Source organism: Schnuerera sp. xch1 (genome assembly GCF_019931165.1).
Taxonomy (GTDB): domain Bacteria; phylum Bacillota; class Clostridia; order Tissierellales; family Tepidimicrobiaceae; genus JAIOUP01.
Genome location: NZ_JAIOUP010000022.1, coordinates 14,662 through 37,654 on the forward strand (window position 1 = coordinate 14,662; position 22,993 = coordinate 37,654).

Below are 22,993 nucleotides of genomic sequence, written 5' to 3' on the forward strand. Positions count from 1 at the left end.
ATCTTTTTTATAATTTCCATTTTCGATATACTCATTAAGCTTTCATTAAAGGATAAAATTAATGAATAATAAAAAGGTAGAGATTAAAATCTCTACCTTTTTATTATTCATTATATTACTCAGCTGTTACTGTTCTCTCTTCAGCCATCTTCTTGTATTTTTCGTATCTTTCTTTAGCATCTTGTTCTGCTGCTTTGAATAGATCATCAGCTAACTCTGGGAAAGTACGTCTTAATGAAGTATATCTTACTTCTGTATTTATGAAATCCATAAATGGTTCTTTAGGTTCTTTTGAATCTAGAACAAATGGATTCTTGCCTTCCTCTTTACGTCTTGGGTCGAATCTATATAGATGCCAATATCCAGTATCAACAGCTTTCTTTTCTTGAGCAACACTAGTTCCCATACCTGATCTAATACCATGATTTATACATGGCGCATAAGCAATCACTATGGATGGACCATCATAGGATTCTGCTTCTTTTAATGCTTTTACTAATTGATTCATATTTGCTCCTAAAGCAACTTGTGCAACATATACGTATCCATATGATGCAGCAATCATACCTAAGTCTTTCTTTCTAACCTTCTTACCTGATGCTGCAAACTTAGCTACAGCTGCTGTTGGAGTAGCCTTAGATGATTGACCACCTGTATTGGAATATACTTCTGTATCAAATACTAATACATTTACATTTTCTCCAGAAGCTAATACGTGGTCTAATCCACCGAATCCAATATCATAAGCCCAACCGTCTCCACCATAGATCCATACGGATTTCTTAACTAGATAGTCTTTTAATTCTTTAATCTCTTTAAGAATTGTATTTCCCTTTTCACTTGATATTTTCTTATCTAGTTTTGGAAGGATAGCTCCTGCTGCAGCTTTAGATGCTTTAGCGTCATCTTTCCCTTCTAACCATGCATTAAATGCTTCATTTAATTCGTCATCTATATTTAACTCTACAAACTGTTTCATTAAGTCTCCCAGCTTGCTTCTTAACTTCTTAACTGCTACTGCCATACCATATCCATACTCTGCATTATCTTCAAATAAGGAATTTGCCCAAGCAGGTCCTTTACCTTCCTTATTAGTACAATATGGAGTTGCTGGTGCACTAGCTCCCCAGATAGATGAACAACCAGTTGCATTCGCTATTATCATCCTATCTCCAAATAATTGTGTTACAAGTTTAGCATATGGTGTCTCACCACATCCAGCACATGCTCCTGAGAATTCTAATAATGGTTGCTTAAATTGACTACCTTTAACAGTAGTATCTGACATTAGATCATTTTTAGGCTCTATCTTTTCTACTGCATAATCCCAGTTTTCTGATTCTACTTCGTATTGTTCTTCAAATGGTTTCATAACTAATGCCTTTTCCTTAGCTGGACATATATTAGCACAAACTCCACATCCAGTACAATCTAACGTAGATACTTGCATTCTATATTCTAATCCTTCTAAGCCTTTACCTATAGCTTTCTTAGTTTCAAAAGCTTCTGGTGCATTATTCTTCTCCTCTTCATTTAATATGAATGGTCTTATTGCAGCATGAGGACATGATAAAGCACATTGATTACATTGAATACATTTATCAATTTGCCATTCTGGTACATTTACAGCCACACCACGTTTTTCATATGCAGCTGTTCCATGTGGGAATGATCCATCTTCTCTTCCTACAAAAGTGCTAACAGGAAGTTTGTCTCCTTTTTTCTTGTTCATTATATTTGCAACATTTTCGATGAATTCTGGTAATTCTTTTGTAGCTGCTGCCTGTTCATCTTCTGCATTCTTCCATGAATCTGGAATATTAACTTTAACCAATGCATCAATTCCCTTTTCTACAGCTTCATAGTTCATATTAACTATGTCATCACCTTTTTTACCATATGTTTTCTTTATAGAATCTTTTAGATGTTTAATAGCATCATCTATAGGTATAACATTGGATAATTTGAAGAATGCAGATTGCATAACCATATTAATTCTTCCACCTAATCCGATTTCGCTTGCTATCTTTGTTGCATCTATAGTATAGAAATCTATATTATGTTCTGCTATATATCTCTTCAATGAAGCTGGTAAGTTTTCTTCTAATTCATCTTCACTCCAATTACAGTTTAGAAGGAATGTTCCTCCATCTTTCAATCCATCTATTAAATCATATTGATTTACATAGGATTGTTTTGAACACGAAATAAAGTCTGCTTGATCAATTAGATAAGTCGATTTAATTGGCTCACGACCAAATCTTAGATGAGATACTGTAACTCCACCAGACTTTTTACTGTCATAATCAAAATATCCTTGTGCATACATATCAGTATCGTCACCTATAATCTTAATAGCACTCTTATTTGCTCCAACTGTACCATCAGAACCAAATCCCCAGAATTTGCACCTAATTGTTCCTTCCGGTGTGGTATTTATATTCTCTTTTACTTCTAATGATGTATTTGTAATGTCATCTATAATTCCTACAGTAAATCTATCCTTTGGTTTTTCTTCATTTAGATTGTCAAATACAGCTTTTATTTGTGATGGTGTAGTATCTTTTGAACCTAATCCATATCTTCCACCAACGATTACAGGTTTTTCATCCTTATCATAGAATATGTTCTTTATGTCTAAGTGTAGAGGTTCTGCTACTGCTCCTTTTTCCTTAGTCCTATCAAGAACAGCTATTTTTTTAACAGTATTAGGTAGTACATCAAAGAAATGTTTTTCTGAGAATGGTCTATAAAGATGAACTTTAAGAACTCCTACTTTTTCACCTTGTTTCATTAAATAGTCAACTGTTTCTTCAATCGTTTCTGTAACTGAACCCATAGCAACTATTACTCTTTCAGCTTCTGGGTCCCCATAATAGTTGAATAGTTTATATTCTCTACCTGTTATCTTATTTATTTCTTTCATATAGTCCTCTACAATATTAACTATATTTTCATAATATGGGTTTGCTGATTCTAATGCTTGGAAATAAATATCTGGATTTTGTGCCGTTCCCTTTGTATATGGACGTTCTGGATTTAATGATCTATTTCTAAACTCACTTACTGCATCAAAATCAACCAATTTCTTAAGATCTTCATAATCCATAACTTCAACCTTTTGAATTTCATGGCTTGTTCTAAAACCATCAAAGAAATGTACAAATGGTACTCTGCCTTTTATAGCCGATAGATGGGCTACTCCTGCTAAGTCCATTGCTTCTTGCACACTGCCAGATGCTAAAAGAGCAAATCCAGTTTGTCTAGTAGCCATTACGTCTTGATGGTCACCAAATATACTTAATGCATGTCCTGCAAGAGCTCTAGCTGATACATGAAATACTCCAGGAAGTAATTCCCCAGCTATTTTATACATATTAGGTAACATAAGTAATAAACCTTGTGAAGCGGTAAAGGTAGTAGTCAATGCTCCTCCTGATAAAGAACCATGAACTGCCCCTGAAGCTCCTCCTTCTGACTGCATTTCTGTAACTAATACTTCTTGATCAAAAACGTTTTTTCGACCATGAGCTGCCCATTCATCAATCAATTCAGCCATTGGAGAAGATGGTGTGATTGGATATATAGCTGCAACATCTGTAAAAGCATAAGCTACATGGGCGGCAGCAGTATTACCATCCATGGTTTTCATAACTTTTGTCATCAATAGACCCCCCTATATATTCATACTTTTGTATGTTTAATTTTATACATAGCTTTAATCGAATTAGCATGACTCCATTACAAATATAAATAAGTTTCTTACTATATCTATAGGAAGTTCTTTAAACTAATTCGAAAGCTATTATTGTATTACTTCATCTACTACTTTAGTATATTAAACATCAAAACTAAAGTCAACCAGTTAGCGCATGAGTTTTTTTTAAATTAAAAATATTTTCACTTTTCATTTCTAATATCTCTGGCTTTTCGTATCCTCATTTGAGTTTTGATCTTATTATTCAGTTCAACTGCTGCATTATATCCTAACTTTTTCTGACGAGCATTTCTAGCTGCTACTTCAACAATCATAGCTAAATTTCGTCCCGGTCTAACGGGAATTAATAACTTAGGTACCTTTTCTCCTAACAAATCAATATAATCTTCATCTAGTCCAACTCTATCATATTCCTTCTTTTCATCCCAAAATTCCAATTCTATTACTAAATCTATAAATTCATCACTCTTAATAGCGCCTACACCATATAATCTCTCTATATCGATTATCCCTATTCCTCTTATTTCCATAAAATATCTAATTATATCTGGTGATTGTCCTCTCAAACCTGAATCAACTTTCTTTATTTCAATTACATCATCTGCTACTAATCTATGTCCTCTCTTTATAAGTTCTAAAGCTGTTTCACTTTTCCCAACTCCACTCTCTCCTATAATCAGTACTCCTAATCCATAAACCTCCATCAAGACTCCATGAACTACAGTACCCGGAGCCAAAACATAATCAAGATAATTTATTATAGTGTTTACTAGTTTAGTAGTGGAGATATCTACGCTAAGTATTGTTCTATTATACTTTTTTGCGAATTCAATTGCCTCAGGGAAAATTGGCAATTCTCTAGCAAAGATTAGAGCTGGAAAATTGTAAGAAAAATATTCTTCAAATCTTTTATAGCGTAAATCTTTCGTTAAATTATTACAGAAAAACCATTCTGCGTTCCCAATTATTTGTAACCTATCATAAGCAAATTTATTAAAATATCCTGCTAACGGTAATCCTGGACGACTGATCTCACTAGCAGAAATCTTTATTTTTTCCATATTATCAGCTTTATAAATAATCTCTAATTCTAGATCCTCTACTAACTTATCTAAAGTAATATATTCCATATTATCTCCCCTTATTACCTCTAAAGTAATTGTATAGACTCTCAGCAGTCCTTCTGTTCATATTTTCGACTTCTACTAACTCCTCTATAGTTGCATTTTTTATATTATCCATTGTTTGAAAATGATTCAAAAGTGCAATTTTTCTTTTCTTGCCTATTCCTCTTATACCATCTAATTCAGACTTTAACATATCCTTGCTTCTTAAACTTCTATGATAGGATATCGCAAATCTATGAGCTTCCTCTTGTATTTTATATATCAATCTAAATCCAGGACTATCTTGGTTTAGCCTTATCTCTTCATTGTTATATATTATTCCTCTTGTTTTATGAAAATCATCTTTTACTAAACCACATACTGGAATATCTAACCCCAACTCCTTAATTGCCTCTAAAACTATATTTACTTGACCTTTTCCACCATCAATCATTACTAAATCCGGAAAAGTAGAAAATCTACTAACATCTATCTTATTTTCTTTAAGCATTTCCTTTTCTTTGATCCCTCTGGTAAATCTTCTTTTTATTATCTCTTCCATACTCTTATAGTCATCAGAAGTACTTACTGTTTTAATTTTAAATCTTCTATAATCACTTTTTCTAGGTTCCCCCTTGTCAAACACTACCATTGATCCAACTGAAGACACTCCTGATATATTTGAAATATCATAAGCCTCTATTCTATTAGGAAATTTCTCAAAATTTAAAACAGCTTTTAATTGTTTCAATGCCTTTTCATTCCTTTTTTTCTCCTTTAAAAATCTATCTCCGTATTGATTTAGCATATCCACTGCATTCTTTCGTACCATTTCCATGAGTTTTGACTTTTCTCCTCTTTTGGGAACGCGAAGATTAACTTTGTTGCCTCTCTTCTCCGATAACCATTTAGATACTGCCTCCATATCTTTAATTCTCTCTTCTATTAATATTTCCTTAGGCACATAGGCAGTTCCTAAATAGAACTGCTTAACAAAGGAACTCAGTATTTCCTGCCTGTCATCATTGAAAGTATCAGATAATATGAAATGCTCTCTACCCATTATCTTACCACTTCTTATAAAAAAGACCTGTATGCATACTTCATCTATTCCTCTTGCCATACCTACTACATCTTGATCTACTATATTAGAACTAACCACCTTTTGTTTTTCAAGTATTATATTTAACGAATTGATCTGGTCTCTGTATTTAGCAGCACTTTCGAAATCCAAATTTTCAGAAGCCTTTTTCATCTTTTTCTCAATTATATCTATCAGCTTATCTTCTTTACCATTTAAAAACATTATTATCTCATCAATCATCTCCATATATTTATCCTCATCCACATTTTCTTGACAAGGTCCTAGACATCTCCCTATATAATAGTTAAGACAAGGTCTCACCTTTTTAATTTTTTTATCAAAATTTTTATTACAGGTTCTAATAGGATAAAGGTTTCTAATAATGTCTATAGTGTCATTAACAGCATATCCACTAGGATATGGCCCAAAATATTTGGCACCATCCTTTAACACTCTTCTGGTCTTTAAAACTCTAGGATATTTCTCGTTTGTAGTAACCTTTATATATGGATATTGTTTGTCATCCCTTAATAGTATATTATATTTAGGTCTATGTTTTTTAATTAGATTTGCCTCTAATATTAATGCTTCCACTTCATTATCTACGATTATATACTCAAATTCATGAATATGGCTAACCATAGCATTAACTTTTGGCGAATTGTTTCTAGAGGATTGAAAATACTGTCTAACCCTTTTTTTTAAGTTAATTGCCTTCCCTACATAGATTATCTCTCCATCTTCACTTTTCATTATATAAACACCAGGTTCACCAGGTAATTTTTTCAATTCTTCATCTATATTAAACATTGCATCACCTTTTAAATATTATATACTATTATAATACCATAATAAGAAAACCTTTAACATTTAAAAGCTTCAATTGTAGATATGCATTTTGATTATTAGATTTCTCTTGTTTCATTTTTTAACTATTCATTTTGGTCATCATTTAAATATGGGAAAAGCTTATTATATACTTCTTTATGACAGTCATTTAGCCATCTCTTCTCTTTTTCAGTAAGCAGTTTAACATCTTCATTAACAACTGCTACATTTTCAATCCTTATACCATGTTTCCTTTCTTTATATACACCAGGCTCTATAGTCATAACCATTCCTTTTCCTAGCTTTACATTATTTGGTTTAGGTGATATTCTATGAGGTCCTTCATGTACATTTAATAAAAATCCAACTTCATGTCCTGTGCTACATTTATAGTCAAACCCTTCTTGCCATAGTGGATAGCGACATAACGAATCTAAATTTGAACCTGTCGAACCGTACAAGAATCTGGCATTCATAAGATTGATATGTCCCTTCAAAGTAAGATTGACATCCTCACCGCCTGTTCCTATCGTCACAAACGAGGATTCCTTAAAGGAATTTACGAGGTTGTTGCTGATTAAATGCCAGTCCATTTCTGGTAGGCAAGTATGACGCAAACTTTAGACTATGCCATCAGTCCTCCTAAGATATGGATATACCAACTTAGGCACCTATACTATTACCATCTAGGCAGATTGTTGTTCTAAATATTTATTAGCTATATTTCTACTTGCATTAAATCAGCGTGAATATAATTACCACACTCGCAAGAATATAGATTGGCTTTACGTTAGATTTTTTAACCTTAGCACATTTAGAACAACTCTGAGAGGTATGTTTTTTGGGTTAATATATTTTACCTTAATCTCAACTAATTCAGCTTTATATTCAATGAGTAGATTTATCTCTTTAAAGTCACCAGAGCTTAACTTAGTTTTTCCTGCTTTAAATTTATCAGCGATAATTTGTCGACTCTTAACTACATTTAGAAATATATTCTGTTTTCTTTTAGTTAGCTTTAAAAACTCTAGAACATAGGTTAATTACATATTATCATCTTTGATTTTAACGTACTTTTTAATAGTTCAGAACTAATGTTTCATATATATTATAATACATAAAGGTTATATAAGCAATATATTAAAACCCGATTCATCCCCGCCTATTAACATAGGCAAGGCTTTCTCAGTTAAATTCGGTAATTATATCATATTCTTTTATTATTCATTCCCATTATTTGATTCATATCTTTGTCTCCTCTTCCAGATAAATTTATTATAACTATTTTATCTTTCGATAAAGTAGATGCTAATTCAATACCATATGAAACAGCATGAGAACTTTCTAAAGCAGGAATAATTCCTTCTAATTTTGATAGTTTATGAAAAGCTTCCATTGCCTCCTTATCTGTAATGGTATCATATTTTATTCTTCCAATATCTTTGTAGTAACTATGCTCTGGCCCAACTCCAGGATAATCAAGTCCTGCTGCAATGGAATAAATATTAACTTTTGATTCATCTAAAGCATAACTTTTGAATCCATGTATAATGTCCACCTCACCTCCAGATATAGATGCAGCATGAAATCCCGAATTAATACCTTTCCCAGCAGGCTCAACTCCTACCATTTTTACTGTCTTATTATCTACAAAAGGATAGAACAATCCTATTGCATTACTACCGCCACCTACACAAGCAATTAAATAATCAGGCAAACGTCCTTCTTGCTCTAATATCTGTTTTTTTGTTTCTTTCCCTATTATGCTTTGAAATTCTCTTACCATAACAGGATATGGATGAGGCCCAACAGCAGAGCCCATTAAATAAAAAGTATCTTTAGAATTTAATACAAAATCCTCCAATGCTTTATCAACAGCTTCCTTCAGAGTAGCATTACCATCATGCACAGGAATTACATCAGCCCCTAATATTTTCATTCTGAAGACATTATGTTCTTGTCTTTCTACATCCACTGCACCCATATATATAGTACAATCCATCCCAAATAATGCACAAACTGTAGCAGTCGCAACACCATGCTGTCCTGCTCCCGTTTCTGCAATTATCTTTTTCTTATTAGATCTTTTAGCTAACAGTACCTGTCCTAAAGCATTATTTATTTTATGCGCACCGGTATGATTAAGATCTTCTCTTTTTAAATATATCTTTGCTCCACCAACATGTTTAGTCAATCTATTTGCGTAATATAGTGGACTCTCTCTACCAACATATTGTTTAAAATAGTACCCTAATTCCTTTAAATATTCTTCATCTTCCCTATATTTATAAAATATATTCTCTAAATCTAACAACACCTCCTTTAATGATTCTGGTACATAACTACCGCCAAATTGTCCAAAATATCCATTAAATCTTTCCATAATCTTTCCTCCTTATATTTATTAATAAAAAAAACCCTCACCCTTAAAATATCAGGGTGAAGGTCAAATTCACGGTACCACCTAAATTATGCACAAAAGCATCGCTCTTAATGGGACACTAACATGTCCTGTCCATAGATAACGGTTGGCTGCCGGCAAATGATACTCTCTTTAGATTTCACACAGCTTCTTCAGGGTCCATTCATTAAAATCTATATTGCTGGGATCTCACCATTCCCAGTTCTCTGTAAATAATCAACTTCAACTACTCTTCCCCATCAAAGAATTTATTCTTATAATTATTTAGAGATAATTATATACTATCTTTTCTATCTTTACAAGTAATTTTGTGAAACTGAAAAAAGGATAAGAATTCCTATCCTTTAGACATTTATAATAATCCCTCTAACTACACCAAGTCTATCTAGTACTATACCAAACTTATCTCCCACTTTCAGATCCTCAAAATCAATGTTCATTTTTTTATCACTTCTTTGAAGAATAACTATTACATCCTCTTTTACTTTTAATATTGGACTAATCTTTAAACTATTATCATCCAAATGTTGTTCTATAATCATCTCATTATTTTCATAATTCAATTTCTGAATAGAGCCATATACAAATTTTTCTCCATTTGAATAATCAGCTTCAGGAAAATCTACATAATCTTTTTTACTTCCATCATTTGAAAATGCTGTTGTATAAAAAGCAAGTAAAAGTATAGCTACTATTCCAACAGTAAGAATTCTCTTTTTCATATAAATCCCTCCTGAGAGGAATTATTGACAAAAAAGAAAATTTTATAACTTGGGCCATTGTCATTAGTTATCAAATAAGATGAAAAATAGACTCTTATAATTTTTTATTGATTAATTTATTGTTGTCTGAATATCTTTTTCAAGAACTGTCCTGTGTATGATTCTTCTACTTTAGCCACTTCCTCAGGCGTTCCAGTAGTTACTACCATCCCCCCTTTATCTCCACCTTCTGGACCTAGGTCTATTATATAGTCTGCGGTTTTTATTACATCTAAGTTGTGTTCTATTACTAATACTGTATTTCCTCCTTCTACTAACTTACTTAAAACATCTATAAGCTTATGAATGTCAGCCATATGAAGTCCTGTTGTTGGTTCATCTAGTATATATATGGTTTTTCCTGTACTTCTTTTACTTAACTCTGTAGCCAATTTAATCCTTTGAGCTTCTCCACCAGATAATTGTGTTGAAGATTGACCAAGTTTAATATATCCTAGCCCTACGTCAAATAAAGTTTTTAGTTTCCTTTTAATTCTAGGTATATTCTCAAAGAATTCTAAGGCTTCTTCTACTGTCATATTCAATACATCTGAGATAGTCTTTCCTTTGTATTTCACTTGCAGTGTTTCTCTGTTATATCTTTTACCCTTACATACTTCACATGGTACATATACATCAGGTAAGAAATGCATTTCTACCTTCAATATACCATCACCTTTACAAGCCTCACATCTTCCTCCTTTTACGTTAAAACTAAATCTCCCTTTATCATATCCTCTCATCTTTGCTTCTGGGGTCATAGCAAATACATCTCTTATATAATCAAATATTCCTGTATAGGTAGCAGGATTTGATCTTGGAGTTCTTCCAATTGGAGACTGGTCTATTACTATTACCTTATCCAAATTTTCTATTCCTTTAATCTTCTTATGCTTCCCTGGTTTTGTTTTTGCTCTATTCAACTTTTGAGCTAAACTCTTATATAGTATCTCATTTACAAGAGAGCTTTTGCCGGAACCTGATACTCCTGTTATACAGGTAAATACTCCAAGGGGAATTTTTACATCTATATTCTTTAAATTGTTTTCTTTCGCACCAATCACTTCTACCCATTTGCCATTGGGTTTGGTTCTTTTCTTGGGTATTTCTATATTTTTAGTGCCTGACAGATATTGTCCTGTAATAGATTCTGGATTGTTCTTTATATCTTCAACAGTCCCTTGGGCTACTATATGTCCACCATGAATTCCTGCATCTGGTCCAATATCTACTATATAGTCTGCACTATATATGGTATCTTCGTCGTGTTCCACGATTATTAAAGTGTTTCCTAAATCAGTTAAATTCCTCAATGTCTTTAAAAGCTTAGCATTGTCCCTTTGATGCAATCCTATACTTGGTTCATCTAAAACATATACTACTCCTACTAGACTAGATCCTATTTGAGTTGCCAATCTAATTCTTTGAGATTCTCCTCCAGATAAAGTACCAGCACTTCTTGAAAGTGTAAGATAATCTAATCCTACATCCTGTAAAAACCTAAGTCTCTCTTTTATTTCCTTTAATACCTGTTTGCCAATCAATTGCTGTCTTTTGTTAAGCTTTAAATTTTCAAAGAATTTTATAGCTTTGGATATTGATAAATCCGTAACCTCAGATATATTCAATCCACCTATTTTTACTGCTAATACTTCTTCTTTTAATCTGTTACCTTCACAAGTATGACAAGGTATTTCTGCCATATACTCATCTATTTTATTCCTCATATAATCAGAACTGGTTTCTTTATATCTTCTCTCCAGATTAGAGAGAACCCCTTCAAAAGTTCCTTCATAATTTCTAACACCACTATAACGGCTGTCGAATTTAAAGGAGATAGTCCTATTCGTTCCGTATAGCAATTCATCCATGAATTTTTTAGGTGCATCCTTTAGTGGAGTATCCATATCAAATCCATAGTCTTCTGCTATAGTCTTAAATATTTGATAATAATAACCTGTTTTATTAGAAACATTAAATGGTGCAATAGCTCCTTCATTTATACTTAACTCTAAATTCGGTATTACTAAATCTTTTTCTATTTTTTTATGAAATCCTATTCCATTACATGTTGGACATGCTCCAAATGGACTATTAAATGAAAACATTCTTGGAGATAACTCCTCTATTGCAACTCCACAGTCAGGACATGCAAGCTTTGAACTAAACAGTATTCTGTCATAACCTATTACATCTATAATAACTAACCCATCCGCTAATTTTAAAGCCATCTCAATTGAATCTGAAAGCCTGCCTTCAATTCCTTTTTTAACTATAATTCTATCTATTACAATTTCAATATTATGTTCCTTATTTTTTTCCATTTTTATATCATCTGTTACTTCATGCATTTCACCATCTACTATAACTCTTATAAATCCTTCTTTTTTGATGTTTTTAATAATGTTTTTATGCTCTCCTTTTTTACCTCTAACTACTGGAGCTAATATTTGTATTCTTGTTCTATCTTCCATCTCCATTACTTTATCTACCATTTGATCAACAGTTTGACTGGTTATCTCTTTACCACATTTATAACAATAAGGAGTACCAATTCTAGCAAATAATAATCTTAAATAATCATATATTTCTGTTACTGTTCCTACTGTTGATCTAGGATTCCTACTAGTGGTTTTTTGGTCAATAGAAATAGAAGGCGACAAACCTTCTATATACTCTACATCTGGTTTTTCCATCTGTCCTAAAAATAGACGAGCATAGCTTGATAAGCTCTCTACATATCTTCTTTGACCTTCTGCATAGATAGTATCAAATGCCAATGAGGATTTTCCTGAACCACTTAATCCTGTTATCACAATGAATTTATCTCTAGGCAATTCTAAATCTATATTTTTTAAATTGTGCTCTTTAGCACCTTTAATAATTATCTTATCCTTTTCCAAGTATTTTTCACCTCATTCTATGATTCACAATATTTGGCCTCTACTCAAATTATTAGATCAGCAAGCTACTGTAGTCCTGCTTCTTTCATCTTTTTAAGTTGAATCATTTTATCCCTTAATTCTGCTGCTTTTTCAAAATTTAATTCTTCTGCTTCTTTTAACATAGCCTCTTTTAATCCTTCTATCATTGAATCCAGTTCTTCTCCATTAAATACATCTGCTTTATATTTTTCCTCTTCTTCTAAGGCTATGGTAGCTTCTATTACATTTCTTACATCCTTAACAATAGATTTAGGAGTTATATTATGTTGTTCATTATATATTTCTTGTATTTCCCTTCTCCTATTGGTTTCATCTATAGCCTTTTTCATTGATTTAGTTATTGTATCTGCATACATAATAACTTGGCCAGATACATTTCTTGCAGCTCTCCCTGTTGTCTGAATTAATGAAGTTTCTGATCTTAAAAAGCCTTCCTTATCTGCTTCTAGTATAGCTACTAAAGAAACCTCAGGCAAATCCAATCCTTCTCTTAATAGATTTATTCCTACTAAAACATCATATTTCCCTAGTCTTAAATCTCTTATTATTTCCATTCTTTCAATGGTATTAATATCTGAGTGAAGATAAGTTACTTTAATCCCTATCTCCTTAAAATAATCAGTTAAATCTTCAGCCATTCTCTTTGTCAGAGTAGTTACTAAAACTCTTTCTTTTTTCTTCGATCTAATTCTTATCTCATCTACTAAATCATCAACCTGATTTTCTATAGGTCTTACATCTATCTTTGGGTCTAATAATCCTGTTGGCCGTATAATCTGCTCCACTATTTGTTCAGAATGTTCTCTTTCATAAGGACCAGGTGTAGCAGAAAGATACATTATCTGATTTATGTGATTTTCAAATTCACTGAATTTTAAAGGTCTATTATCCAAAGCTGAAGGTAATCTAAATCCATATTCAACTAAATTTGATTTTCTAGATCTATCCCCTTCATACATACCTCCAATTTGAGGAATAGTTACATGGGATTCATCTACCATTATCAAAAAATCATCAGGAAAATAATCTATTAAAGTATAGGGTTTGCTACCTGCTGGTCTTCCACTTAAATGTCTAGAATAATTTTCTATTCCTTGACAAAATCCCATTTCTTTTAACATTTCAATATCATATCTGGTTCTTTGTTCCAATCTTTGAGCTTCTAACAGTTTATTTTGAGATCGCAATTCCTCTAATCTCTCTTTTAATTCACTTTCTATACCGATAATAGCCCTTTCTATCTTATCTTGTGATGTTGCATAGTGAGATGCAGGAAATATTGATACATGATTTCTAGCACCAATGATTTCTCCAGTTACATGGTTAACTTCTACTATCCTATCTATTTCATCTCCAAAAAATTCAACCCTTATAGTGTTGCCACTAGATGCTGCTGGAAATATTTCAAGAACATCTCCTCTTACTCTAAAAGTACCTCTCACAAAATTTATATCATTTCTTATATATTGAATGTCTATTAATTTTTTCATTACTTCATCTCTATCCTTAACCATTCCAGGTCTTAAGGATACCACTAGATTTTCATAATCAATAGGATCTCCTAGTCCATATATACATGAAACACTAGCAACTATTATAACATCTCTTCTTTCAAATAATGCTGCTGTAGCAGAGTGTCTAAGCTTATCTATTTCATCGTTTATAGATGCATCTTTTTCTATATAGGTATCCGATTGGGGTACATATGCTTCAGGTTGGTAATAATCATAATATGATACAAAATATTCAACTGCATTGTCAGGAAAAAATTCTTTAAATTCACTAGCTAATTGATAAGCCAAAGTTTTATTATGAGCAATCACCAAAGTAGGTTTTTGCACCTTTTCAATTACATTGGCCATGGTAAATGTTTTACCAGAGCCAGTTACTCCTAATAAAGTTTGGTGTTTATAATTATTTAATATTCCATTAGATAATTTTTCTATAGCTTTCGGTTGGTCGCCAGTTGGCTTATAGTTCGACTTTATTTTAAATTTAGTCATTATTTTCACCTCTTGCTGAACGAATGTTCTTATTTTATTATATTATATTATTATTTATTGTCAAAATATTTTTGTTAAAACAAAAAAATATTGAACAATCCCTGCTAATAGTATAAACTATTAAAGAAGGAGGAGCTAATTATGAGAAAAACGTTATTCCTTTTAATTATTTTTACTATTTTATTAACGTCATCTGGATGTAGTCATAGTAAAGAAAAGCAACTTTCAACCATGGACGAATCCATTGAAGAAAATCCTATAGATTTTGAAATTGAACAAATAGTATTATCTAAAGGATTTCAGTCTACAGATCCCAATATTGAGGTTATTGAGGAAAATGGAAATCTAAAGCTGTTGACAAATGTTGGATTAATAAGGAGTTCTGGAGTCAATGTAGAAAAAGTCACTAAAAACAAAAATACTATTAATATATACATACAACGTTTATTAAAGCAAAATAAATCTCAATTAGCAGTCCCCCAAGTGATATTAGAAATTGAAGATTCTATTTTGGAAGATTTAACAAACTTAAATTTTAATATTGTAGCTCAAAATTACGAACCGATATCTATAAAATTTAATAAAACTCAAATTTTAGAAAAAGTCTATGCTGATTTTGATATTTCACCTAATACTACCCCAGAAGTAGAATTAAAAGAATTAAATGATCAAATCTCATGGGATATTTTTTTTACCAATGTAATAAACAGAAGAAATCCAAAATCACCATTATTTAACCTCCACGTAGAAGCAGATGCTAATACAGGAGATGTATTAAAATCTCAGAAACAAGATATTTCTACATATATTGATGAAGGCCAATTATTAGATTATTTACCTAATAATTGTCTTATCTATAAACGACAACATATAGAAAATAATACTCCATATGAAAGTTTGTGGATTTACGATATAACTTCAGAGCAAAAAATCAAATTATATAATACAAAATATCAAATACAGTCTGCATCATTCAATCCAAATGGTGAATATATTTCATTGATTGAGGTCGATGAATCTAAAAGTGATCTTTACCTAATAAATACGTCAAGTAAAGTTGCTTATAAAATAACTCCCATTAATTATCCGCATCCAGAACTGATGCAATGGAAAGATAATAATAATCTATATTTTTTTGATATTGAAAACAAAACAACTACATTGTTAGTTTACAATGTGGAAAAAAATAAATCAAATGTAAAATTTACTTTAAATAAATCTGCTGAATCATTTGATATATTAGATAACAAAATTGTCCTTGCTGAACCAGATAAATATTCTTTAAATAAAAATATTTATACAACAGAAGATGGGGTAAATTTTGAAAAAATAGGGTCAGGATTTAATCCTAATTTTTTAGATAGCCAAAATATAGTATATTTAGAAAATATAGAAGAAAAAAATAAAAATATATTGAAAATATATAATGCTGACAAAGACTATTTCCCACATATTTTAGATTATAACATAACGAATTATTACAAATTAAATGAAGAAAATCTATTATTTGTTGAGAAAACTACATTTAATGATGAATATTTACTCAGTAAGTACAATATGCATGATGAATCTATTGAATCCATTTCTAAATTGAATAGTAACAGTATATTTTTAAATTCTAATAAATATAAAGCTTATATAACATTGACATTACCATATAAAGATAAAAATATAAATAATATTTATTGTGTTGACTTAATAAAATTGGATTATACAAAAAGATAAAATGAACCTATTAGGTTCATTTTATCTTTCCTTAATACTTTCTATTTGTACTATTTAATCATATTTTTGATCTCTTTTATAGCAGTTTGAAGTTGTGTATCCTGTTCTAAATTTCCTATTCCTATCTCTTGTATATCCTCAGGTAGTTCAACTACAATTTCAGGTTCAATACCAATACCATGGATATTTGTTCCATTAGGAGTAAAGTATTCAGACACAGTCAATTTAAAGCCTGAACCATCTTTTAACTGTCTAATTCTTTGAACTATTCCCTTCCCAAAGGTCTTGTTCCCTATAAGGGTTCCTCTATTATGATCTTTAATTGCTCCAGCTAATATTTCTGAAGCACTTGCACTACCTTCGTTTACTAATACTACAAGAGGAATGTCTACATGATTTTCATCTGAATTTTCATATTCTCTTTCTCCATTTTTAGTTTCAGTATAAACTACTGTTCCTTCTCCTAACAACTCATCTGAAATGTCTACACAAATGTTTAATAATCCTCCTGGGTTATTTCTTAAATCCAATATAAGTCCAGAAATATTCTTATCCATCAATGAATCCAAATCATTTTTAAAATCATCATAAGTTAATTCATCAAAAGAAGTAATTTTTATATATCCAATGTTATCATCTACTATATCGGATTTTACTGTTTCCAGCCTTATCTCTTCTCTAACTATATCCATATCAATATATTTATTATTTCCATTTTTATCTGTTCTTAGGATGGTTATAGTAACTGATGTATTAGGTTCTCCTTTCATCAACTTAACAGCTCCATCCATATTGTCTGCTGTAAACTCTTTCCCATTTACCTTTACAATCTTATCTCCTGTCTTTATCCCCGCTCTCTCTCCAGGAGTATCTTCTATAGGCGATACAACTGTTATAAGATTATTTTCTCCAGGAGTTACTATTACACCTATACCACCATAAATTCCTTCAGTTTCTTCTGTAAAACTTTTGAATTCATCTTGGTTCATATATACAGAATATGGATCATTTAAGGCTTGAAACATACCCTTTAATTGCCCATCCATAAATTTTTGGCTATCAACTTCCCCTAAGAAATTTTGTTTAATATAATTTTCTAATTCTATAGCTTTTGAATGCTCCATATAATAGGTATTCAATATATTATATTCATCAGCCGGTATAATAACTTTATCTTGAAACCTTATAGTTATTACATTACTTATAGCAAAAGTGATAACATTTGTAACAACAATCAATGCTATCATTAAAGTTATTGCTCTTTTCTTGGACATATTCTTCACCTCAATATTTTGGATTATGTATTCTATTTTATTAAGTCTACCTAAACATTATACCATATAAAGGAATAAAAAAAAGGGGATTATTCCCCTTTTACCCATGATATAGGATCTACATAAGACCCATTTTTTCTAACTTCAAAATGACAATGAGGTCCGGTTGACATGCCTGTACTACCTACTTTAGCTATTGTATCACCTTTGCTTACTTTAGTTCCTTCACCAACTACCAAAGATGAATTGTGACCGTATAAAGTTACAATACCTCCTCCATGATCTACCATTATAGCATTGCCATACCCACCTAATGAACCTGAATATATTACTACTCCTCCTGCTGCTGCTATAACACTTGTTCCAGTAGGTGCAGGGATATCTAATCCTGTATGTAATTTCTTAGTTTTCAATACCGGATGGACTCTATACCCAAAATATGAAGATATTCTTGTATGTCCAGGTACTGGCCAACTCATGACTCCTCCTGAATAATCTCCATCTACTCGTTGTCTCCTCACTATTTCAGATTCGATATCCTTAGCCAATTGATTTAAATTATCATATTGTTCTTCGGCCTTTTTTAAATCTTTCGTCAAATCATTCATTAAAAACTCTTTTGCTCTTGAAGCTGTAACTAATTCATCTCTTTTAGCTTCTAATCTACTTTTAGTGGTCTCTACAGAAGCTTTCTGAGCTTTTAGTTCAGTATTCTTTTTATCTATTATATCTCTTTGTTCCTTCATATACTTAATCAAATCTGTATCATGTTCTACGACAGTCTCTATCATCGACCTTCGCGATAAAAGATCTTCTAAGTCTGCTGACGCCAATAACACTTCTAAGAATCCTACGTTCCCTTTTTTATACATTACCCTTAAACGATCATTAAATACATCCTGTTTTTTATCAATATTTTTTTCTGCTTCTTCTAGTTCATTAACGGTCTTTTCAATCTCAGCATTCAAACCCTTCAATTCATTTTCTACTTCTTCTAACTCAGATGCTGCAATATTCATATGCTTGTCCAATTCTTCCATCTGAGTACTTACATCATTGGTTTGACTTTTTAAGTCATTTATTTGACCTTCTACATCATCCATTTTTTCTAGAGCATTCTGCTGTTTTCTCTTTAAGTCATCAACATTGTCTGCAAAAACCAAGGCATAATTACACAACAATGTTATAGCTAATAATAAAACTATCTTCTTCTTTTTCCAACTCATATTCCAATTTATCCTCCTTTATTACACATTTAAAAATCTCTTTAACGAAACAAGGCTTCCTAATGCTCCGATTCCAGCACCTATTGCAATAAAAATAATCGATATATCTTTAATTAGAGTAGTAGGTGAAATTAAATATACAGTAAACAATACATACAACCTATCATTTAGAATATTAAAGAGATAACCATATCCAAAATTAACAATTAGTATAGATACAATAGCTCCAATTACTCCAAATAATAGTCCTTCTATAATAAATGGTCCTCGTATATATCCATTAGTAGCTCCAACGTATTTCATAATGCCTATTTCCCTTTTTCTAGCAGTTACAGTAAGTTTTATAGTATTTGATATTATAAAAATTGACACCAATAATAAAATACCAACTATGACCAGTCCCCCTGCTCTAGCATAATTAGCAAAAGTAACTAGCTTATCTATAATATCCTGGTTATATTGTATTTCTTCTATTCCCTGTAATCCTTCGATACTATCTACTACTTTATCTGCATACTCAATATCTCTTAATTTTATTATTAGAGTATTTGGTAATGGATTAGGCTCTAGACCTTCCAATAAATAACCTTCATCTCCCCATTCTTCTTTCCAAGTTTCTAACGCTTCCTCTTTAGATTGATATACAGCCGATAGTACTTCCTGTCTATTTTTTACTTCATCTTCAATTCTTTTGAATTGTTCCTCAGTTATATCATCTTGTAAAAATATCTGTATTTCATCAAATTTAGCCTGTGTATCTATTACAACATTATTTAAACTTAATATCATTATAAGAATAAGTCCAAGGATAACTAATACTGCTGTTATAGAAGTGACAGATGCTAACCCCATTCCCTTATTCCGCCACATCCCTTGAAATCCTTGTTTGATTATATTCTTAAGTATTCGAAATCTCATGCTCATACACACCTTTCTCTTCGTCTCTTACTATCTCTCCTTTTTCAATTTCTATTACCCTCTTTTTCATCACATCTACTATATCTTTAGCATGAGTAGCCATCAATACGGTTGTCCCACGTCTATTGATATCTCTAAGCACTTTCATAATATCCCAAGCTGTCTCAGGGTCTAAATTCCCGGTAGGTTCATCAGCTATCAACACTGGAGGGCTATTAACAATTGCTCTTGCTATAGCAACTCTTTGGTGCTCTCCACCGGAAAGTTGATTCGGATAATTATATGCCTTTTTACTCAAATTCACCATACTCAATACCATAGGAATATTTCTTCTTATATCCTTTGGATGCGCTCCAATTATTTCCATTGCAAATGCGATATTTTCATATACAGTTTTATTTGGTAGTAATCTAAAATCTTGAAATACTACCCCTACATTTCTTCGAATAAAAGGAATTTTTCTATTTTTAACTTTAGTAATATCTGTATTATGTAGGTATATTCTCCCATGTGTGGGATTTTCTTCTTTAAGTAAAAGTTTTATCAAAGTTGATTTCCCAGCTCCACTGGGACCTACTAAAAATACAAATTCTCCTTTAGCTATTGATAAATTTACTTTAGACAATGCTATTACTCCATTTTTATATTCTTTAGTTATATCGACAAACTTTATCAAATATTTCACCTCAATGTTTTATGAATGTTACACGTATAATAATATAATTATATCATACATCATATAAATACTCTTTCTAAATAATTTTTTATTACTTATATATTTACTATAATTATATATTATAATATAAACTAAGTAATAAATAAACAGTAAAGGGTGGTAATTTTGGATAAAAAAGTATTAAGACAGACTATGATTGAAAAAAGAAGGAATCTTCCCAAAGAAAAGAGAATGGAAAAATCTAAGATTATTCAAGATAATCTATTTAATTTTAAACCATTTAAAAGATCCAACTTCATTTTTACTTTTATTAGTACTGACGAGGAAATAAATACTCATAATATTATCAAAAAATCTATTATTGCTGGAAAAAGAATAGGCGTTCCTATTACTGTTCCCAAGGAAAAGAAAATGATAGTTTCAGAACTAAAAGATTTTGATAAAGAACTAGAATTAGGTTTTTACGATATTTTAACTCCACAAAATAAATATATTAGAGAGGTATCTCCAAATATAATAGATGTAGTTCTAGTGCCAGGACTTATTTTTACTAAAGATGGATATAGAATAGGCTATGGTGGAGGTTATTACGACAGGTTTCTAAATAAAACTACAGATGTAGTAAAAATTGGGTTATGTTTTGAAATGCAATTATCCGAGACAATTCCTATTAGTACATATGATATTCCTGTAGATTATATTATAACCGAAGAAAGAATAATTGATTGTAAACAATTTAGATAGCGAGGGTAGATTTGTAAGTCTACCCTCTATCATTTATTATTTAAAGTTACCCCTTTCTTTTCATGCTGTTTGATAATATACTTTTGTAATATGTTCTTTATCACTGCAGTAATCGGAACAGCAAATAACATTCCCCACATTCCAAAGAAGCCACCACCAATTAATATTGACAACATAATCCAAAAAGGTTTAACTCCTACTCTTCCACCTAATATCTTTGGGCCTAAATACCAACCATCAAATTGTTGTAATATGAATATAAAAATTAATACTATTAATGCTTTCAATGGTCTATCAAACAGAGTTATTATTACAGAAGGAATCATACCAATAAAAGGTCCAAAATATGGTATCATGTTTGTAATTCCTACTATTATACTGATTAATGTAGCATATTTTATACCTAATATGTTACACCCAATAAAACACAATACTCCTATTATTAAGGAGTCTAATAATTTCCCAACCAAAAATTTTGAAAATGCCTCATTAGTATCACTTGCTAATTCTATAATCCAATCCGCTTTCTTTACTGGAAAAATTGCATAGATCAATCTAGTAAGATTTTTAGCAAAATATTCTTTGTCCATTAACATATAAATAGATATAAAAGAGCCTAATATAAAATTTATAAGAAGAGAAGTTATAGATATTACCTGCATTAATGTCCTATCAATGATTATGCTAATACCATCCCCCAATCTAGAAAAAAGATCATTTATAGTAGACTGAATAAAATCAATAAGTCCATAATTATCAATTTCCATTAAATAATCAGGAACTCTTGAAAGCCATTCTTGAGTCATATGTGCATAGTTAGGAATTTCTTTACCTATATTTAGCATACTTTCAATTACCCTTGGTGTAATTATCGTTATAGCTAATACTATGATTCCATAAAAAATAATATAAACTATTATAATATTCATCCATCGCTTTAAACTAAAATTTAGTTCTAAAATTGTAAGTAATGAATTCAAAACAAATGCTATTATAAAAGCCCATACAAAAGGCTTTAATATATTCATGATGGTATTTAATATTCCTGGACTATCTATTATCTTCCATATTATTAAAGAAGAGACTAATAATATAAAATATTTAATATAACTAAATTTTTTCTCTATTTTTTCCACCTCCTAAGAATTCCTATATTTATTATATTCTATCATGTTTTAGTAGAGCATAAAAGTAAAACCTTTTTATCTATACTAAAATTTAATATTACAAAAACAAACAATCAAAGGTTATCCCTACTATGTAAGATCTTTTATGTAGGAACGGCCTTTGATTGTTTGTTAATATTTTTTTTGAAATTTTATTGTTCATATTTCACTTCTAAATCAACGTTCTTTGGCATGGTATCTAAATCTGTTTTTACAATAGTAAAAGGATAGTCGAAGCCTTGGGTTACTATCTCACTAGGATCTGGGTCTATAAACTTTGCACGAACTACTAAGTCAAAATCATTTTCATCTCTTTTTTCTTTTATTATAGTATCTACTTCTACACTATATCCCCCTGTCCTTTTTTCGCCTCTAGTCACCACTACATATATTTCTT

The 22,993-nt window shown here is 31.0% G+C and carries 16 protein-coding genes and 1 other annotated feature; of the genes, 2 read left to right on the forward strand and 14 right to left on the reverse strand.

Annotation, left to right across the window (positions count from 1 at the left end):
• Positions 1-115: 115 nt before the first annotated feature.
• The 8 genes from nifJ to uvrB all read right to left on the reverse strand — a co-directional run bounded on the left by nifJ (position 116) and on the right by uvrB (position 14,867).
• Positions 116-3,664 carry a pyruvate:ferredoxin (flavodoxin) oxidoreductase gene (gene nifJ / locus K8M07_RS11755; RefSeq protein WP_223379161.1) on the reverse strand — a complete coding sequence of 1,183 codons (3,549 nt, stop codon included), beginning with the start codon at positions 3,662-3,664 and terminating at the stop codon, positions 116-118.
• Positions 3,665-3,900: 236 nt separating this feature from the next.
• Positions 3,901-4,848: an HPr(Ser) kinase/phosphatase gene (gene hprK, locus K8M07_RS11760; RefSeq protein ID WP_223379162.1), complete on the reverse strand. Its 948-nt coding sequence runs from the start codon at positions 4,846-4,848 to the stop codon at positions 3,901-3,903.
• 1 nt (position 4,849) lies between these two features.
• Positions 4,850-6,718 carry an excinuclease ABC subunit UvrC gene (uvrC, locus tag K8M07_RS11765; RefSeq protein ID WP_223379164.1) on the reverse strand — a complete coding sequence of 623 codons (1,869 nt, stop codon included), beginning with the start codon at positions 6,716-6,718 and terminating at the stop codon, positions 4,850-4,852.
• 122 nt (positions 6,719-6,840) lie between these two features.
• Positions 6,841-7,272: a M24 family metallopeptidase gene (locus K8M07_RS11770; protein WP_223379166.1), complete on the reverse strand. Its 432-nt coding sequence runs from the start codon at positions 7,270-7,272 to the stop codon at positions 6,841-6,843.
• Between the two features lie 671 nt (positions 7,273-7,943).
• Positions 7,944-9,119, reverse strand: coding sequence for a tryptophan synthase subunit beta (gene trpB / locus K8M07_RS11775; RefSeq protein ID WP_223379168.1), 1,176 nt, complete (start codon positions 9,117-9,119; stop codon positions 7,944-7,946).
• Between the two features lie 49 nt (positions 9,120-9,168).
• Positions 9,169-9,410, reverse strand: a binding site (T-box leader).
• 92 nt (positions 9,411-9,502) lie between these two features.
• Positions 9,503-9,880, reverse strand: a complete 378-nt coding sequence (locus tag K8M07_RS11780) for a hypothetical protein (RefSeq protein WP_223379170.1) — start codon at positions 9,878-9,880, stop codon at positions 9,503-9,505.
• A 116-nt stretch (positions 9,881-9,996) separates the two neighbouring features.
• Entirely contained in the window at positions 9,997-12,822 is a 2,826-nt protein-coding gene (gene uvrA / locus K8M07_RS11785; RefSeq protein WP_223379172.1) for an excinuclease ABC subunit UvrA, read from the reverse strand.
• Between the two features lie 65 nt (positions 12,823-12,887).
• On the reverse strand, positions 12,888-14,867 hold the full coding sequence (gene uvrB, locus K8M07_RS11790; RefSeq protein WP_263282549.1) for an excinuclease ABC subunit UvrB: 1,980 nt from the start codon (positions 14,865-14,867) through the stop codon (positions 12,888-12,890).
• A 141-nt stretch (positions 14,868-15,008) separates the two neighbouring features.
• Here uvrB and K8M07_RS11795 point away from each other — a divergent pair, with 141 nt between their 5' ends.
• A complete protein-coding gene (locus K8M07_RS11795; RefSeq protein WP_223379174.1) occupies positions 15,009-16,592 on the forward strand; it encodes a hypothetical protein in 1,584 nt (527 codons plus the stop codon).
• A gap of 50 nt (positions 16,593-16,642) precedes the next feature.
• Here K8M07_RS11795 and K8M07_RS11800 read toward each other — a convergent pair whose 3' ends face one another.
• The 4 genes from K8M07_RS11800 to ftsE form a co-directional block, all read right to left on the reverse strand.
• Positions 16,643-17,866, reverse strand: a complete 1,224-nt coding sequence (locus K8M07_RS11800; RefSeq protein WP_223379176.1) for a S41 family peptidase — start codon at positions 17,864-17,866, stop codon at positions 16,643-16,645.
• Between the two features lie 89 nt (positions 17,867-17,955).
• Complete coding sequence (locus K8M07_RS11805) at positions 17,956-19,092, reverse strand: murein hydrolase activator EnvC family protein (protein WP_223379178.1); 1,137 nt, start codon at positions 19,090-19,092, stop codon at positions 17,956-17,958.
• A 21-nt stretch (positions 19,093-19,113) separates the two neighbouring features.
• Positions 19,114-19,962, reverse strand: coding sequence for a permease-like cell division protein FtsX (gene ftsX, locus K8M07_RS11810; RefSeq protein WP_263282550.1), 849 nt, complete (start codon positions 19,960-19,962; stop codon positions 19,114-19,116).
• A gap of 28 nt (positions 19,963-19,990) precedes the next feature.
• The gene (gene ftsE, locus K8M07_RS11815; protein ID WP_223379181.1) at positions 19,991-20,686 is read right to left on the reverse strand and encodes a cell division ATP-binding protein FtsE; all 696 of its coding nucleotides are present in this window, start codon (positions 20,684-20,686) and stop codon (positions 19,991-19,993) included.
• Between the two features lie 165 nt (positions 20,687-20,851).
• Between ftsE and K8M07_RS11820 the strand changes: the two genes are divergently transcribed.
• The gene (locus K8M07_RS11820) at positions 20,852-21,430 is read left to right on the forward strand and encodes a 5-formyltetrahydrofolate cyclo-ligase (protein ID WP_223379183.1); all 579 of its coding nucleotides are present in this window, start codon (positions 20,852-20,854) and stop codon (positions 21,428-21,430) included.
• A gap of 29 nt (positions 21,431-21,459) precedes the next feature.
• On the opposite strand, the gene K8M07_RS11825 is transcribed toward K8M07_RS11820, so the two are convergent.
• The gene (locus K8M07_RS11825; protein WP_223379185.1) at positions 21,460-22,566 is read right to left on the reverse strand and encodes an AI-2E family transporter; all 1,107 of its coding nucleotides are present in this window, start codon (positions 22,564-22,566) and stop codon (positions 21,460-21,462) included.
• 182 nt (positions 22,567-22,748) lie between these two features.
• A partial coding sequence (locus K8M07_RS11830) for a protease complex subunit PrcB family protein (RefSeq protein ID WP_223379187.1) occupies positions 22,749-22,993 on the reverse strand: 245 nt, incomplete at its 5' end.

Excerpts from the sequence above, each read along its gene's own strand:
- nifJ (WP_223379161.1), bottom strand. The coding sequence starts at position 3,664 with ATGACAAAAGTTATGAAAACCATGGATGGTAATACTGCTGCCGCCCAT.
- K8M07_RS11805 (WP_223379178.1), bottom strand. The coding sequence starts at position 19,092 with ATGAGTTGGAAAAAGAAGAAGATAGTTTTATTATTAGCTATAACATTG.
- K8M07_RS11780 (WP_223379170.1), bottom strand. The coding sequence starts at position 9,880 with ATGAAAAAGAGAATTCTTACTGTTGGAATAGTAGCTATACTTTTACTT.
- hprK (WP_223379162.1), bottom strand. The coding sequence starts at position 4,848 with ATGGAATATATTACTTTAGATAAGTTAGTAGAGGATCTAGAATTAGAG.
- K8M07_RS11795 (WP_223379174.1), top strand. The coding sequence starts at position 15,009 with ATGAGAAAAACGTTATTCCTTTTAATTATTTTTACTATTTTATTAACG.
- trpB (WP_223379168.1), bottom strand. The coding sequence starts at position 9,119 with ATGGAAAGATTTAATGGATATTTTGGACAATTTGGCGGTAGTTATGTA.
- uvrC (WP_223379164.1), bottom strand. The coding sequence starts at position 6,718 with ATGTTTAATATAGATGAAGAATTGAAAAAATTACCTGGTGAACCTGGT.
- uvrB (WP_263282549.1), bottom strand. The coding sequence starts at position 14,867 with ATGACTAAATTTAAAATAAAGTCGAACTATAAGCCAACTGGCGACCAA.
- ftsX (WP_263282550.1), bottom strand. The coding sequence starts at position 19,962 with ATGTGGCGGAATAAGGGAATGGGGTTAGCATCTGTCACTTCTATAACA.
- K8M07_RS11800 (WP_223379176.1), bottom strand. The coding sequence starts at position 17,866 with ATGTCCAAGAAAAGAGCAATAACTTTAATGATAGCATTGATTGTTGTT.